General features: G+C 41.4%; 14 protein-coding genes. 5 read left to right on the top strand and 9 right to left on the bottom strand.

Annotation, left to right across the window (positions count from 1 at the left end; genetic code table 11):
• Nucleotides 1-13: 13 nt before the first annotated feature.
• From Q0L00_RS14320 to Q0L00_RS14300, 5 genes are all read right to left on the bottom strand, one after another.
• The gene (locus Q0L00_RS14320; protein ID WP_297337570.1) at nucleotides 14-361 is read right to left on the bottom strand and encodes a hypothetical protein; all 348 of its coding nucleotides are present in this window, start codon (nucleotides 359-361) and stop codon (nucleotides 14-16) included.
• Nucleotides 362-724: 363 nt separating this feature from the next.
• Nucleotides 725-1,915: a GTP-binding protein gene (locus Q0L00_RS14315; RefSeq protein WP_297337569.1), complete on the bottom strand. Its 1,191-nt coding sequence runs from the start codon at nucleotides 1,913-1,915 to the stop codon at nucleotides 725-727.
• A gap of 6 nt (nucleotides 1,916-1,921) precedes the next feature.
• Nucleotides 1,922-2,374: a hypothetical protein gene (locus tag Q0L00_RS14310; protein WP_297337568.1), complete on the bottom strand. Its 453-nt coding sequence runs from the start codon at nucleotides 2,372-2,374 to the stop codon at nucleotides 1,922-1,924.
• A 782-nt stretch (nucleotides 2,375-3,156) separates the two neighbouring features.
• Nucleotides 3,157-4,404 carry a hypothetical protein gene (locus Q0L00_RS19725; RefSeq protein ID WP_363318552.1) on the bottom strand — a complete coding sequence of 416 codons (1,248 nt, stop codon included), beginning with the start codon at nucleotides 4,402-4,404 and terminating at the stop codon, nucleotides 3,157-3,159.
• Nucleotides 4,405-4,430: 26 nt separating this feature from the next.
• The gene (locus tag Q0L00_RS14300) at nucleotides 4,431-6,398 is read right to left on the bottom strand and encodes a zinc dependent phospholipase C family protein (protein WP_297337567.1); all 1,968 of its coding nucleotides are present in this window, start codon (nucleotides 6,396-6,398) and stop codon (nucleotides 4,431-4,433) included.
• 910 nt (nucleotides 6,399-7,308) lie between these two features.
• On the opposite strand from Q0L00_RS14300, the gene Q0L00_RS14295 reads away from it, so the two are divergent.
• From Q0L00_RS14295 to Q0L00_RS14285, 3 genes are all read left to right on the top strand, one after another.
• A complete protein-coding gene (locus Q0L00_RS14295; protein ID WP_297337566.1) occupies nucleotides 7,309-8,934 on the top strand; it encodes a tetratricopeptide repeat protein in 1,626 nt (541 codons plus the stop codon).
• Nucleotides 8,935-9,128: 194 nt separating this feature from the next.
• Entirely contained in the window at nucleotides 9,129-10,220 is a 1,092-nt protein-coding gene (locus Q0L00_RS14290) for a phytase (protein WP_297337565.1), read from the top strand.
• 27 nt (nucleotides 10,221-10,247) lie between these two features.
• Nucleotides 10,248-13,016, top strand: coding sequence for a TonB-dependent receptor (locus tag Q0L00_RS14285; RefSeq protein WP_297337564.1), 2,769 nt, complete (start codon nucleotides 10,248-10,250; stop codon nucleotides 13,014-13,016).
• A gap of 543 nt (nucleotides 13,017-13,559) precedes the next feature.
• On the opposite strand, the gene Q0L00_RS14280 is transcribed toward Q0L00_RS14285, so the two are convergent.
• The 4 genes from Q0L00_RS14280 to Q0L00_RS14265 form a co-directional block, all read right to left on the bottom strand.
• A complete protein-coding gene (locus Q0L00_RS14280; protein WP_297337563.1) occupies nucleotides 13,560-14,273 on the bottom strand; it encodes a class I SAM-dependent methyltransferase in 714 nt (237 codons plus the stop codon).
• Nucleotides 14,274-14,312: 39 nt separating this feature from the next.
• Nucleotides 14,313-15,071, bottom strand: a complete 759-nt coding sequence (locus tag Q0L00_RS14275; protein WP_297337562.1) for a class I SAM-dependent methyltransferase — start codon at nucleotides 15,069-15,071, stop codon at nucleotides 14,313-14,315.
• Nucleotides 15,072-15,111: 40 nt separating this feature from the next.
• Nucleotides 15,112-15,495 carry a nuclear transport factor 2 family protein gene (locus Q0L00_RS14270; protein WP_297337561.1) on the bottom strand — a complete coding sequence of 128 codons (384 nt, stop codon included), beginning with the start codon at nucleotides 15,493-15,495 and terminating at the stop codon, nucleotides 15,112-15,114.
• 89 nt (nucleotides 15,496-15,584) lie between these two features.
• Nucleotides 15,585-16,091, bottom strand: a complete 507-nt coding sequence (locus Q0L00_RS14265) for a DinB family protein (protein WP_297337560.1) — start codon at nucleotides 16,089-16,091, stop codon at nucleotides 15,585-15,587.
• Between the two features lie 31 nt (nucleotides 16,092-16,122).
• Between Q0L00_RS14265 and Q0L00_RS14260 the strand changes: the two genes are divergently transcribed.
• Both Q0L00_RS14260 and Q0L00_RS14255 read left to right on the top strand, forming a co-directional pair.
• Complete coding sequence (locus Q0L00_RS14260; protein ID WP_297337559.1) at nucleotides 16,123-16,263, top strand: hypothetical protein; 141 nt, start codon at nucleotides 16,123-16,125, stop codon at nucleotides 16,261-16,263.
• Nucleotides 16,264-16,404: 141 nt separating this feature from the next.
• Nucleotides 16,405-16,758, top strand: a complete 354-nt coding sequence (locus Q0L00_RS14255; RefSeq protein ID WP_297337558.1) for a CGNR zinc finger domain-containing protein — start codon at nucleotides 16,405-16,407, stop codon at nucleotides 16,756-16,758.
• Nucleotides 16,759-16,834 lie beyond the last annotated feature (76 nt).

The following is a 16,834-nucleotide window of genomic DNA, read 5'->3' as shown; positions in this document are numbered from 1 at the left end:
AGATTTCTAGATTTTAAAATTCCAAAATCCCTGATTTTAACATGATGACCACAGTGAACAGGTGGAAAAGCGCGATGAATAAGTTGCTTATTACAATTGGATTTTTAATACTTTTTACCGTGAAGGGACTTAGAATTTTGTACACAATCTGAAAGGAAAATAAGGTAAAAGTCACAAGGGGTTGTTGAAAGAAAAGTAAGAGGAAAGAGGTAATTAATATGGTCAGGTACATGGCAAGTAGAATTCCTCTAGCGGGTGTAACTATTCCCGCCACTTTTTTCATCTTTTTAAAGTCTCCAATTAGTGCCAAACATACCGGGACCAATACCAAGATATTAAGAATTAGGGAGGCGATGATCATTGTTTTAATTTGTTAAATAGACAGGTAGTTCGATAACATTCATGTCGGAAATACGGGGTTTGGCCTTCTGGGTTCAGGGAACCTCCTTTTTTTGTACTCAGTCGGGTTTTTGGACCTGAAAAATAGGGCTTTGGGGTAGGGATTATTGGGGTTTCCCGATAGCGAAAATCCAGAGATCCCTATTTTTTTTAATTGCATAAAAATTTCGTTTCATTTCAATTAACAAGGTTTTAGGGTAGGGTTTTTCGTATGGATTGAGATTGATATATCCCACTTGTATTTTCTCCTCTGGTTAATAATTTTCTTTTTCCGACTCTTCCTTTCATTTTTAGCAGGTGATGGTCATGGCACTACCTGTTCCTTTTAAAAAGGCCAAGCATCTTCCAGTTTTACTCCTTGTTTAAGTAAATCCAGTTCCGGTTCAGTCATGAGACAGGATGCTAAGTCATCGGTTATTTTTTCTGGATTGGAGAATTGTCCGATCAGGACTAATTCATTCATCCGATCCCCAAATCGTTTGTCCCATCTGGATTCGATCCATTTCTGATTGGCTAAATATGAGGCATAGCCAATCCGCTGTTGAAAAGGCATGGAGGCCCACCATGATCCCGCAGGTTCGGCTTTGAGGCTTCCGCCAGCCTGGGACCAAGAAATTGCCTCATTCATTCTTGATCCCAAATAAAATAGTCCTTTACTTCTGAGGATAGATGCAGGCCAATTCGTTTGGATGAAGTTCCAAAACCGCTCAGGGTGAAAAGGGCGCTTATCCCGAAATACAAAACTGGTAATTCCATACGCTTCAGTTTCCGGTAGATGTTCTTTTTCCAATTCTTCCATCCAAGCTGCTGAAGAAGACTCGAGTTCTTGGTCATAAAGACCCGTATTCACTAGGTGGTTCAAATCTACTTTTCCTTTATCGGTTTGGATTACGCGGGCTCGGGGATTTAGCTTTCGAAGGATGGCTTCCAATTCTTTGGCTTGCGCGGGACTCACTAAGTCACATTTATTCAATAAGATCACATTGGCAAACTCGATTTGATCAGTGAGCAGATTTACAATCGATCGGGTATCCTCTGGATCCTCGTTCATACCCCGGGTCCAGACGGTTTCCGCACTCCCAAAATCCTTCGGGAAATTATAGGCATCAACTACGGTGACCAGCGTGTCTAACTCACTGATATCACCCAAAATAGAATTTCCATTTTCATCCACAAAAGTGAAAGTCTGTGCCACCGGTAAGGGTTCAGAAATCCCTGAGCTCTCGATAAGTAGATAATCAAATCGGCCTTCTCTGGCCAGCTTTCCCACTTCCTTGATTAAATCCTCTCGGAGGGTGCAACATATGCAGCCATTACTCAGTTCTACCAGCTTTTCCTCTGTTCTGGACAGTGTATTTCCTTGCTGAATAAGCTGTGCATCCACATTTACTTCGCCCATATCATTAATGATGACGGCTACTTTCAATCCTTCCTTGTTATTGAGGATATGATTGAGTAGTGTTGTTTTCCCGGCTCCCAAAAAACCGCTCAGTACAGTTACTGGTAATTTTTTCATAGACAATCAAATAATTGTTGCATCTCGAATGATGAAGGTCATTTCTTCTACATCGCTGGAATTTAAATCCAAAATTCCCCGGACCTCTACAACCTGATCAACCTTCATTCGTGGAGGGTTGGATTTGAGGTATACTACAGCGACGGATTCTGGACCTGCTGCACCACAAAAAAAGCATTCAGCCATCGGGAACTTGGATAAAATCAGCGTCTTACTTGCTTGCATGTCCAAGGGGATGTAAAAGCCTTTTAAAAAAACCTCTTTCCCTTTAAGAGAGGTCAATTCCTGGGTAAACTCAGGATAGAAAAAGTACATTCCAAAATCTCGGTTTAGCTTTTCTTTGAAAGGCACTCGTTGAAATAGGGCCCAAAGATCTTCTTTTGGAGGTCTTTTTCCGGTTCCGGAAATTAATGCCGAAACAACAATGAGCAGTATTGAATGGGTAAAGATTTTTCTCATCCTGATCTAACGCAACAAAGTTGCATAAAAAAAATGAATCTAACCATGAGCTTGAAGAATTATTTGCAATAAAGTTGCAAATAAGATTTCGATACTACTTGAAAGGATTGAAATTTAAGGAGCATTTAGAAAATCTAAGGAATGTTCCTCAGTTTCCCAGTTATCCTTTTGGGTTCCTGAAAGGAAAGATGTAGCTTCTTTTTTGGCTTTACCTTGTCAGAAAACTGCTGAGTTTTATTTGATTTTGGCCTTGGAAGGTACCGATGAACGGGATCGAAAAGTTGATGGATTGGAACTTAACGGTAGGCGGGAGAAAGAAACAAGACAGAATCTCTCGGACCAAATTTCTTGAGGTAACTCGGCAGTTGAAACCGTTTAGACTTTCCTTTTAATTTCAGGCCTTTTGAGGCGAGATAAGTCCCTGATCTGCATTTTCCATTTAATCTTGAAAAATTAGTTGTCTAGGTTTTTTTCTGATCTTTAATTATATCATTTTCAAATAGTTTCCTATCTGCAAACAATTCATGGATTCTACAGGACCTTGTTGAATTCATTTGCAATGAATTGAAATCATTGAAGTTTTCAAGAAAAGAAGTCGTTTTCAGGTTCAAAGAAAATGAAAAGAGGTTTTCCTCAATTCAAGGCTTGTTTACTTCATAGATAGTCTATTTTGTGGTAAGACTTTTTTTCAAAGAAAAACATAAGTCCGACACTCCCGATTCTTATGGTGGCCGGACTTATGAAAATTTAGGATGGTCTCAGTCCTTTCATGATTCCTTATTTTAGAATTTCCAAGGAAGCTTCTTGGCACCGACCCGTTTTTCCATCTTGGGATTCAGGGTGTCAAAATTATCGGGCATGTCTACCGGAGTGGTGGCAAAAACTCTACAGGTGAAGATGTACTCATTTCGGTCTTTTACTCCTGAAGTTCGGAAAGGGAAACTGGCTATAGTGCTGTCCATGGCCGGGACTGATATACTGGTTCTCCCTAAAAATTCGTATTCATTGACTTTCTCCGGCTCTGGAATGGGATCTATTTTTTCGGTAAATGTTTCTCTACTGGACTTGACTAATATGTCCCCTTTGCTAATAGTTCCACTGAAATTACCTAAAAGAATGCCTACCTCCATATTGGGAGTAATGGTACTGACCGATCTACGAAATCGTTCTAGTTTTAAAGTTGAAATATTCATAATATTTCCTCTTCCACTGTCTCCTTTGAATACATTGACTTTTTCCCCTGCTCGAAGTGTTCCCTGCTCCACTTTTCCAGTGACCACAGTTCCTCTGCCGGTTATTCTGAACACATCGGTAATCCGAAATCGAAAAGCCCGTTGAGCAAGGGGAGTCTGGGGATCTGCTTCCACAATTCGCTGGCCCTCCATTAGTAAGGTGTTGGCAGTTGTTTTGGTAATTCCTACATAAAAGGTGACCTCTTCACCTTCTTCAGCCCGATGGCTGGTTTGGGTAGGCCCGGTGGGAGGATGAATGATAATCCCATTGATTCGAGTATGGATAATATGATCCTCACAGAGAATACGAATATGATCCAATAGGTCGACTGACCCTTTTATTACTTTCCCTCGGATGGTCGTACTTAAAAATCGACCCGTTCCGGTGATTTCCATTTCAAAGTCATGGGGTTTAAACTTTGGGCTAATGAAAAATTCCACATTGGCGAGGGGTACAGCCAGATCTCCGTGATTGATTACGGTACACTCGATTTGATAATTCGTCGAAGGAGATAAATTACTAACAGGATAATTTGATTTTTTGATATTCACTCCTATTGAATTTAAGTGGGAGGACCGAAGGCTTAAATCCCCTTTGTCATTGGGATGGTGGGGGATAAGCAATTCGGATTTCCCTTCGTAAAGTCCCATTCTCAGGTCATATTCCTTCTGCTTGTATTTTCGACGGATCTTGGCATATTCTTTTTTGTAATTTTCTTGATAAACCCATTCACTCTGTTTGATATCCCGGCTAATTTCACCGATTTCTTTATTGAGTTTTTGCAATAGTTTTTTCATGATTTTGACAGTTGAAGTAAAAAAGGTTAGTTCTTGAAGGATTCCCGAATGGGCTTGGAGGCAGAAGTACCCATATCCGGCTGGCAATGGTCGATTTCCCAACTGGGGTATCCCATCCCTCTGTCTCCATCCAGATTCAAATCCGGAAGCTCTCCGCCTGAGTTGACTTTGTTCCAATACCTAGCGGTAAGTTCCAGCGCGTTTCCCAAGGTTTCCTGTTCCAGGAGTGCCTGATTTGTGGACAGAAATACACTGTCTCCTAAATTAGTAAACACGGTAGGGTTGAAAACCAGAGGTTTATTGATGAAATAATCATGAGAATTGTTCGTGTAGGAATCAGGACCAACCCGGACTGGGTTAAATTCCGGCTCTGTCAAAGGATACATCAAATGCGCTTCCTGAGGTGCCATACGGAAAAATCCATCACTCACTTTTACTTTTTGAACCGGGTAATCCCAATCCGGCCTTACCCGATTGTTATTGCAATCTCTAAAGCGGGGATCCAGCATATGTTTTACCTTATACTCATCCAAATGACTTTCGAACGGGAAGGCAAACCCATTTAAGGAAACCGATAGCCTGAAGTAATCATAGGCCGTATAAAGCGCTTGATATATTTGATCCAGAATAAAATGGGCTGCATGGGAGGAAATGGTGACCAGGATATCCTCAGCCACGGAGGCCATCGCCACGGCTGCTGCAAGCGCGGCTTTAACTACTCGGCCTATTTTTTTGAAAAAGTTGACAATATTATTCCAGCTAAAATTTCTGCCTGGACTTCCTGAAAACAGATCTTCAATGGCATCTTCCAATTCATTGAGCGCATTGTTTACTCGGTTTTTAAAGCGGTCCCAAGCTTCACGGATTTCTTCCGACAGAGGGGGGAGTTCCGGGAGATGTTTGGGGAGCTTGATTTCCGAAGTGGTGCTTTTGAACCAAGAATACCAAAGTCTATATGCTGCGTCAACTTCCTCTGCTTTCATTCCAGTCCCGAAAAGATGGGTGCCATCGTCGGTATAGACCTCCCGGGTAGCTTTGGCAAACAATTCGGCCAACTCCTCGGGCATTCCGATATCGGCAAAACCCGGAGTCAATCCGTCGATAAGGGATTCGGTTTCTTCTAAAACTTCACCTGTTCGCATGGATCGCCTTCCATCCCGAAATTTAAACTTTTCAAAAAGCTCGCTGGAAATAAATTCCTTTTCACCAAGCCCCAGTGAACTTTTGAAACGTAGGTATGCAGAGACATCTTGGAAATTTTCGACCACCTTGTGCCGTTGACTGTGATTTCGATAAGGCCCTCTTACGATGGTATTGACATAAGGGTGACCTACTGTATCGGCCGTCAAATGGCTCATGTATCCCACAGCATAGGCTAGGTGACTGGGATTACTTCTGCTATGGTCGATCAGGTATTTGGCAAATTGACCACTCCTGCGATAGTGAAGGATATCAAACCACCACCAGTCTTCTTTTTTGTCACAGTCTTGGATGGGGTGAGTAAGGAGACCGAAAATATCCACATTGGAGGTGACAAAATCTTTTAAACCATTGCTAATAATAGCATCCATTAATTCCATAATGGCCCCTAAATCTTGAAACAATAGGCGGATGGCGCTTAGGGTGGGGGAGTTGTCAATCACATCCTCTGCGGCTCCTCGGAGTTCTTCTTCCACTTCTTTTTTGAGCTCATGAATCTCAACCAAAATGGGAAAGCTTTTTTCGATTTCATCTTCCAAGGTGGCCAAGGCTTTGGCGGCCTTGACCATTAATCGAACTGGTAAGTGCTCTCCCATAGGCCAATCTTTGGTATTGAAGAAGAGAAAATCGGGTCCTAAGGTGCCCACTGATAGGTAATCCGGGAACTCCTTTAAGGTCGCTCGTGTAGATGCATCTAGGTAAAAAGCATGGTCATACCTTGCATGGGGTTGATAGATTTTACTGGAATGGCTTAAAAGTTGGCCAATGATGTAATGTACTGCTGGTCCTGGCATAATAAGAAGCGTTTGGAAATGATCAAGTCAGAAATTTTCTTCTGGTAGAACGAATGCGAAAACAAAAGGGCAGAATAAGAGAATAAAGTGCTCCTTTTGTCAAAAAAACTTATCCGAAAAGGAAAAATCTAAATCGAATAAATACCAAAACCCATTTGGGTTAAAACAGCTGATAGTTGAAGAATTGTATTTTCCTTACTAAAAAATGGATTTAGTAAGAAAAAAAAATTTCTTCAGTAAATAATTGAATAAAATTTACTCTAATTAAATGAAAATGAGTGTGATATAAAAGGATTCGTGAGAAAAAGCAGCAAGAATTTTCAAATTGTCCTTAAGCTAATCCTTTGAGTAGTTTGGAGGAATAAGGATAGCAAATGGTCCTGGGGACGAGTCCTTAAATTCTACTAGTCATTTGACTCAGTGGCTTTTCCTCTTCGAGGATTCATCCCCATTCTTCGGGGAAATTTTTCAGCATGTTAAGGGATGATTCAGCCCAAAAGATTGACCTGAAATCTGGTGAAAAAAACTTAAAAATGCCGGTAATCCTAGTTAACTGGCATTTTTGAGGAAATCCATTTTCTGGACCATTCAAACGGCCTTCACGCTTCCCAACTTACCTGCTATTGCCGTTCGTTAAACTTTCGGGCTGAATCAAATGATTGAGGAGGAGCCGCAAAAAAGCTACGATACGACTTTCAGGGGGTAAAACGAAAAAAATTGAACTCTTTGCGTTTAGGCTTCTAGTGAATTAGAACGTACGATAATGGAATCTTCAAGTGGGCTAAAGACTAAGTTAAAAAAGTGAAAAAGGAGAGAATGGCACCTAGGTTTTCAAAATGGAAATTCGCTTCGTTGATAAAAGGACACAATTTGGTAATCATGAATTAAAATTCAGGATGGATATTTAGGGATGAAAATCCGGATGATGGGTGTATTGGTTTTTTTCCTGATTTGGGTTAACCCTTTCCAGAAAGCAAAAGGTCAATCCACCGATCTTGAATCAATTCAGAAAAAAGCAGAGCGCAATCCCAAAGAAGCATACAGTCAGTTGACTGATCTGATCCTCAGTTATTCGGACAACAAAAGCCTCCGGTATGGAGAAGCCCTTTTTTTGGAGGGGGTCCTTTTAAAAGAGTTTGGATTATACAAAGAAGCCATACTCAAGCTCTATCAGGCCGAGCAGATTTTTCAAACCCATGCGCATACCCTAGGACTTGCTAAGCTTTATAATGTAATCGGTCAACTTTACTATAAAACTAAAAGTACTGCTGCTGCTCTCCAAAAGCACGAGGAATCGCTACGGGTTTTTAAGTCATTGGAAGACAGAAAAGGGATTGCACAGTCTTTGGGCTTGATTGGAACGATGCATGAAAAGTTAGGGAATTATTCAAAAGCCTTGTCCTTTCAAAATCAGGCCATTGAGCTCTTGAGAATCGAGGAGGATTCCTCCCAACTAGCTAATCTTTTTGAAAATATCGGAAGTATTTATGAAGATTTAAATCAGTTTGACTCTGCCGATTTTTACTTTCAAAAGTCCTATGAACTCAATTGGAATGCGGGGGATAGTTTGAAGTTGCCCGGTAACTTAAATAATCTGGGTGATGTACACAGGAAAACAAATCGAGCAGAACAAGCTATTCCCTATTACCTTGAAGCACTTCGACTGAGTGTCAGGCTGGGTAATAAGTACACCGAACGGAGTGCAAGGGTAGATTTAGGTAAGAGTTATGCAGATTTGAGGGAATTTGAATCTGCATATACCTATTTTGCTTCTGCCAGGGAACTCAGTGAATCGATTTTTTCCGAAGAAGCAGCCAGACAATTAGCCCTACAAGAATTCCAGTTTCAGGTAGAAAAACAAAAAACCGAAATTGGGCATCTGGAGGAGATTCATCGGTTTGAAGTCAAGATGAGGTGGTTACTTATTGGATTGATTTTATCGATAATGATCATGGCTTGGATATTTTTTTCAAAACAGCAATTGCGAATTAGGACTTCCCAGTCCCAGCTTCAAAAGCAACGCGAAATCTTGGAAGTAAAGGAAAAACTCATTTTGAGTGAAAAGGAAAATATCAATTTGCTCGAGGCTAGAATGTCTGCCGAAGTTCATGCCCAGCAAAAGGCACTCTCGGCCCAAACGCTCCATGTGATTGAAAAAAACCAGATTTTGAAAGAAATCCAATCAAAGTTGCAAATCACGCTAAATCTGGAGGCAAAAGAACAGAAAAAGAAACTCCGAAATTTGATCCGGCAAATTGACTATAACCTTTCTCAGGATTCAGACTGGGAGAGTTTTAAACAGGCTTTTGAAAATGTCCATCAGGATTTTTTGAAAAACCTTAAATCCAAAAACCCGGAACTTACTTCAGGAGACCTCAAGCTTGCTTGCCTGATGAAAATGAATATGAGCAATAAAGAAATTGCCGCTACGCTGGGTATTTCCCCAGAGAGTCTACGAATATCCCGATACAGGCTTCGGAAAAGATTGCAGTTGGGAGAGGGTAAGGATTTGCAGAATTACCTACTTGGGATGTGATTCACAATTTTTTAATCTAAATGTAATACAGTTTAAGTAATTGATAAACAACAAAATATATTCAGTTTTTTAAATTTTGTAGCGGTTTTGTTAACGCTGATTTCCTAGTGGAAAGAAAGGATTGTTAACGCGGAATTTCCAAATCTGCCTGGTAATCCCCCTAATCTTGTGTGGTAATTAAACAACAAAAAACCATGCAGAAAACACCAATTTATTCTATTTCACTTTTTGTATTGCTGGGAGTTTTTTCCTGTCAAAAATCTCAAGTAGCTACCGACTCTATTGCTGAAAATTCGGAAACTGAAAGAATCCGACCACTTTATGTTTCCGATTCGGTTGTCTACGATACCGATGATCCCGCCATTTGGATCCATCCTGAAGACCCCAAGCAAAGTTTGATCATAGGGACCGATAAAGATGCCGATGGAGCATTGTATGTTTTTGATTTGAAAGGGAATGCCATTGATTCCTTGATTCGAAGGGATATACAAAGACCCAATAATGTGGATGTGGGCTATGGATTAGTGATGGGATCAGATACCCTTGATTTTGCGGTGACCGGGGAGCGGCTTACTTCCCGATTGAGATTTTTCAAACTGCCTGAAATGGTAGAACTAAATCCCGGGGGACTTGAGGTATTTCAGGGGGAAAGCGGTGAAGAGTATCGGGATTTGATGGGGGTGGCTGTCTATAAAAGTCCCCAATCCGGTAAAAACTATGTGATTGCCGGAAGAAAAAATGGACCCACTGATGGGACCTATCTCTGGCAATATGAGATCCTCGCAACAGAGGAGGGGCTTTCCCTTGAGCTGGTCCGGAAGTTTGCCAACTTTTCTGGAATCAAGGAAATCGAGGCCATTGCTGTGGATCAGGAATTGGGCTACGTGTATTGCTCGGATGAGGGCGTCGGTGTGCGAAAATACTATGCTGAGCCGGAACTGGGAAATGAGGAACTAGCACTTTTTGCCCGGGATGGTTTTGCTGATGATCATGAGGGGATTTCTATTTACAAAACCTCAGATCGAAAAGGGTACCTGCTGATTTCAGATCAGGGAGCGGATTTATTCCGCGTTTTTCCCAGGGAAGGAACCGCTGAAAATGCACACGATCATCCCCTTTTAGCTACCCTTCCCCTGAGCACGCTGTCAAGTGATGGATCGGAAGTAACTGCGCTCAATCTTGGTCAGGATTATCCCTCCGGGCTTTTTGTGGCCATGTCCGATGATAAGACTTTTCAGATTTACGCCTGGGAACAGCTGTCCAAACACATCCAGAATAATCAATAATCATTTCGACCTTAAAAACACATACACATGAAAAAGTACCTGAGATTATCTCTGCCTGTATTGCTCTTTTTCGCTATAGCGGGAAATGGATGGGCACAAGGGGTTTTAAAAGGAAGAGTAATTGATTTGCAGAATCTTGCTCTTCCCGGCGCAAGTATCGTCCTACAAGAAAAGGGCTTGGGAACAATTACAGATCAAAAGGGAGATTATTCGATTTCAAATTTGCCTGAGGGGGATTTTGAAGTAGTGGTTACCTATTTGGGTTATGACTCCCAAATCAAGACCGTGAAGATCAATCCGGGTGAAACCACGGTTTTGAACTTTAAATTGGAGGAAAGGGAATTTGAAAGTGCAGAAGTTATTGTTTTTGGGGACCGGCTTAAAGGCCAGGCAAAGGCTTTGAATCAGCAAAAGACCAACTCCAACATTACCAATATTGTCTCTTCGGACCAAGTTGGTCGCTTTCCCGATGCCAATATTGGGGATGCACTCAAGCGTATTCCCGGTATTACCATGCAAAATGACCAAGGCGAAGCGCGAAACATTGTGATCCGTGGAATGGCTCCACAGTTAAATTCGGTGACTTTAAATGGGGAGCGGATTCCTTCAGCAGAAGGGGATAACCGAAATATCCAGATGGATTTGATCCCTTCGGATATGATTCAGACCATAGAAGTAAACAAGGCGGTCTTACCCAATATGGATGCCGACGCGATAGGAGGATCAGTGAACTTGGTTACGCGACAGGCTCCCAATTCCCTTCGGATTTCAGGAACTGCCGCGAGTGGGATCAACCTTTTATCCAATCAGCCCATTTGGACAGGAGCCTTGATTTTGGGGAATCGTTTTGCCAACGATAAACTGGGAGTGATATTTTCGGGTTCCTACAATAATCATGATTTTGGCTCTGATAACATTGAAGGGGTTTGGTACAATTCCGACAATGGAGTGGTTCTGGAAGAGTTTGATATTCGGGAATACAGAGTTCAGCGTGTACGGCGTTCGGCAACATTAGCGCTGGATTATGAAATTTCTCCAAACCATACCCTCTTTTTGTCGGGTATGTATAACCATCGGGATGATTGGGAAAATCGCTTCCGTATGCGGGTCAGTCAGTTGGATGACTCTTTTGATGAGGGGGATTTTACCCAGTCCAGTCCGGGGGTTTACCAGACCGTAGGCCGAGTGGAATTTGAGACCAAAGGAGGACTCGATAGTGATCGCGTCAAATCGGCTAGGTTGGAGGACCAACGCGTCTACAACATGACAGGGGGTGGGAAGCACCTGTTTAACTCACTTCAGATGAATTGGAGTGTGACTTATGCCAGAGCGTCAGAAGAGCGTCCCCAGGAGCGGTATACTTCCTTCAGATCCAGAGGACAAAATGTTCGATTGGATGTTTCTAACCCACGGTTTCCATTGGCTATATTGAGTGAGCCAGCCGATAATTTGGGTATTGAGTTTAATGGTCTTTCCGAGCAAAATGAATTTACATTTGATCAGGATTTGAATGTACGCTTGGATTTTAAACTTCCTTATTCTCAAAAAGGGGTTTTGAATTTTGGTCTTCGATATCGCGGAAAAAACAAGGAAAGAGACAATAATTTCTTTGAATATGAGCCAGTAAACCTGGAATCCTTCGGCCAGACTATCGGCGAATTGCCCAACCGGAATTATTCTGACCCAAATTATCTTGCTGGTTCACAATACGCCGTAGGGACTTTTATAGATCCGGATTTTCTGGGTGGTCTTGAGTTAGGAAATGGAGGTTTGTTTGAAGAAAATGATTTGCCTGAGGAGTATGCTCCAGGTAATTATCTAGCGCAAGAAACGATTACCGGAGCCTATGTGATGGCAGATCATCAGGTAACAGAGAAACTCTCGGCAATCGCAGGCTTGAGAATGGAGCATACCGCAATTGATTATACGGGAAATATTTTTGACCTGGATAATGAAACGGTTTCCTCTGCTACTGGAGATCAGAGCTACACCAATTTTATGCCCGGCCTTCATTTCAAATACGATCCGAGTTCCAATACTGTGCTGAGGTTTGCATGGACCAACACCATTGCCAGACCCAACTATTATGATTTGGTGCCGTATGCGGCATTTAGCCAAGAAGATGAGGAGTTGGAGCGAGGTAATCCAAATTTGAAGGCCGCAACGGCAATGAATTTCGACTTCATGGCTGAGCGGTACTATGATAATCTGGGTTTACTTTCATTTGGGGCTTTTTACAAGGATATCGATGATTTTGTATATACTATTACAACACAGGGGTACACCGATCCCTTGTTTGGAACCGATTTACAATATTCCAGACCTGAGAATGGCGGTACAGCCGCTGTCTATGGGTTGGAGACTTCTTTCCAGCGCCAGTTTTTAAAGAATTTTGGGATTTATCTCAATTACACGTTTACCCAATCCTCTACCACAGGTATCGAAGGGAGAGACGGGGAAGACCTGGAGCTTCCAGGAACAGCGGACCATATGTTCAATGCCTCCCTTTCTTACGAAACAGAGCGTTTGGTTCTCCGGCTTTCGGTTAATTATACCTCGGATTACTTAGATGAATTGGGTGGGGAAGGTTTTGAAGACCGGTTTTATGATCAGCAGACTTTTTTGGATGCCAACGCTTCCTTTGCCTTGACCCCAAAATGGAGAATTTTTGCTGAAGGGAACAATTTGACCAACCAGCCCCTTCGTTATTATCAGGGGATTCAGTCCCGTACCATGCAGGCTGAATATTATAACGCCCGATTTAATTTTGGGCTTAAGTTTGATCTTTTTGAGTAAAAAGTAAAGGTGATTGAATGACTAAAAAGGTTGCTGATTTTCGGCAACCTTTTTTGTTCTACTTTTTTGAAGGAATAATAAGTTTCAAGGGATGTGGAGTCTCACTTTTAATGAGTTGAGGGGGCATTTGGCCAGAATTCGTTATCAAACAAAGTAGAAACTTTTTTTGGTCAGAGAACTAGTGATTTTCAGGTTTGAAATATTTTTATTTCGTAGGTTTCATTCGTGTACTTTTTATAACCTCCTTCTAGGTGAGGTTTTAAGCTTTACTCGATTTCACTGCTTCAATGGTTTAGGTTTAATTTAAGGAAGCTTTGAATTCAACTTTTGGAAATGGAACCGCTAAGAGGATACTTTAATTTTTCATTTGTTTATGATTTGTTTTTTAGCGGTCATATGGAATCTCGCAAATCTAATCATCCCGGTGTGTGAGGGGTACGTCAGGCTCTATTTCATCTTTTCTTGGCGGGTTTTGATTGGATTATACCGGCAGATTGAGGGAGGATAATTTTTCTTGTTTTCCCATCTTTAAAAGGGCTGCAGTCACTTTTTAAGACCATTTAGGATAAATATAATGCTTACAGGCTCTTTTGAATCCCCGGATAAGGGCTCATAAATCATTTCCAAATTAAGTTGGCAGGAATAAAAAATAAGGATCCAATCCTCCAAGGTCCGGAGGAACCAAGGATGCCCATTTTTGAAGGCGGAATCCAAGCCTTCCCATGAATTTTTGATCCACTGGCTTTGATAACTTAATCCTTTATTCCTTAAATGACTGGGGTGAATGGTCTGAATGACTAATTTGTGAGGCCGGCACAAGTATGTGGTAACCGCTCGCAGAAGCTGATCAATCCCTTCCTTTTCATAAAGCGAAAAGTTGAAAACAGCACCTCTGAATCCTTTTTCTTTTAGTGTTTTTAGTTGATCGGAGGGGTGGATCTTTGCCACTCCATCGATGAGTTCTTGGTAGGTGATGTTCTCAAAATTAGAAGAGCCGGAAAATTCCCGGGCAGCATTTATTAGGCTTTGATTAGCGTCCAAGCCCAACGTTTCAATTCCATGTTGAGTTAATTCTCGGCAAAGCCAGCCTTCTCCACAGCCCAAATCCAGGATCGGGCCGGACAAATGGTTGGTAATTGCCCTGACTACTGCCCGATTGGTTATTTTTCTGGATTTAATCTGTTCTTGTCGGATGGTTTTTATCCAAGTCGCTGCGTTTTCTTCCCAGGATTGATGAATTTGGTTGGAGATATTCATGGGATTGCGTGTTAAAAAAGGAAAGCCTATTGACGTATGTCACTGATCTGTTTCTCCAGGAGAAAGAAGCTCAACCTTTGAATTACTATTTTCCTTGATTGCATAAAAGGTGGCAAAACAGAGGTTTTTATGCAAAATTTCCACATAGTTGAACCCTGATTCCAAAAGAATCTCTCGTTGATACTCATAACTTCTTGGGCTGTCCTCGATTTGGATATAGGTAAATACCTGCTTTTGGTATTCTTCCCCGCCCAAGGTTTGGAGATAGCTTTTGTATCTCTCCCAAATCAGGTGATTGATGGGCTTGACCGAGTGAACCACAAGATCGGAGATCAATAGGATGCCTCCCGGCCGGAGTAATTGATAAAAGTTTGCAAACACATGGTTCCATTCCGTATCCTCCCGCAAATGATGAAGGACCGCCCCCGCTACAATAATATCAAAGCTCTCTTTATCCTGGGTTAGGTTTTTTATGTCCTTACAAATCGTCGAAACCCTACCTTCAGTTTTACGACTAACCCGCTCATCAGCCTTACTTAACATGGCCGGACTTAAATCAACCAAACTGATATTTAGATGGGGTATTTTTTCTAGGAGTTTTAAGGAATAATTCCCCGCACCACATCCCACATCCAATAAGTCTTTGGCGTCAGGACGAAGATGCGCTGCAGCTTCTGAAATCAGGTCTAGGGAGAGCCTAGCATCCACTGTGGAGGTTTGACCTGTTTCCAAGGAGGTGAAACGCTCCACATCTTGATCAAATCGTTCCTTTATTTCGTTGATTGAGGATTTATTCATAATTCCATTTTTTAAGGCTTGGGTAAGGAAATCCTAATTTTCAGCTTTCATCCACAATTTTGACAATCGTTTCACCTTCAAAAACAAAGGTGGATTTTCCTTTCAGATTCAGGGTATCTCCCTTTTTTAAGCCATTGGGTAAATCAGTCTTCACAACCGCCTGATAATCCACCGTGATGGTAAGGGTAGAATCCCCGGTCGAAATAGAGGTGATTTTTTGCTCCCTACTTTCGAAAAAATTTACTGCCAGCTCAGCTTGTTTTTTAAATTCATCAATTCCTTCGGTTTGAAGGGTGATCTTTCCATCGCTCAAATTTTGGAATATCACATTCTCGGATAAGTTTTCGGTCATAGACGCTACATCAAATGCATTGTAGGCAGTGATGTAATTTTGGATCATTTCTTCACGTGTGGATTGATTCATAACGTTATTTTTTTTACAACCGGTTAAATTTAAGAAAAGAATCACTAAGCCATAGGTGAGAACTCTTTTGAGGTTAGAGGAGTAGGTGCTCATGCTTTTTTTTTGTTGAAAAATTTCAAAGTAATTCCAATTTGTCCCAGATGATAGAGGTCATGTTGAATGATCCCTTCGATCAGATGGCCGTAAGTGTAATTTGATGTAAATTCCTTTTGGAGAAAATTATCATCTTTACCCTCAAGCAGGGAGATAAAAGCTAAATTATTGATTTCATATTCCTTTAATAACGTTGACCAGCCTTTAATTTTCAGCTCTTGGTTTGCTACCCAATCTTCAGGACTCCCTAAGCTTAGGTCGTTGGGAATCCCTTGAATTCTATCGAGTACCGCGTTTCGCCAAGCTAACATATGACTCACCAATTCACCAATCGAATGGAGATCGGGATGGGGACGGCAGAAAGCTTGAAATTCGTTTATTCCTTTTACTTTGCCTTTTAGGCTTTCATCTAACCAGGAGTTTCCATTCCATATATCGGAGAGTTGATTTTTTATCCTCTCAATAGACTTGACGTTTTCTTCAGGGTAGGATTTTCCTTTCATCTGTTTAATTTTACTGTCAAATTAAATATAGATGGTAAAGAATAAATCTCAAAATGCTATCCGCCAGGCAATTTGGGTTTCTGGACAAATCAATCACCTGCCTAGAGTTGGAGGACTTTTGGTTTTAGATTTTATTAATACGGTCAATCATTGGAACCCAGGTGCCTACTAGGATTACCTTGGAGAAAGGTCAGATTGGTCAGAATGGCTTTGGATTACTGGAAAGATGGATGCTGAGGTAAACTTTTCATCTCACCCAAGCCATAAGCTTCAATTTATACGTGATCAACGAAAATCTTTACATGACGTAATCGTGAGTCTTATAAAAGGTCAGAATATTGAAGCAGAATCCATCAAGGAAATCAACCGCGGAATTCGGTCTGCCACCGGTATTTTGCAAGTCAAGGAGGATTCGGGAGCCCTTAGTATGGAGTGGAGCTTTGATCAGGAAGATCCTGTTGCTTTCCTTCACCCAATTTATCAATCCTTGGAAAAACTTTTATCAAATGGTGCTGGAAACCGAATCAAAGAATGCGGTGAGTGCCGATGGCTATTTTGGGAACAAACCAAAAGTAATACCAGAAAATGGTGCGATATGAGATATTGTGGGAGTAGAAAGAAAGCGCGGGAGTATTACCGAAGAAAGAGAGAATCTGAAACAGGATAAATTTTCCTGTATCATTCAACCAGACCTGTTTTCCATCAAAGAAGGGGATTGAGCGGTTAAGTGATTGGATTGAATT

Origin of the sequence: Algoriphagus sp. (genome assembly GCF_024305035.1) — a bacterium.
Taxonomy (GTDB): domain Bacteria; phylum Bacteroidota; class Bacteroidia; order Cytophagales; family Cyclobacteriaceae; genus Algoriphagus.
The sequence above is the reverse complement of the archived record's forward strand: the minus strand, read 5'-3'. Positions and strand labels throughout refer to the sequence as shown.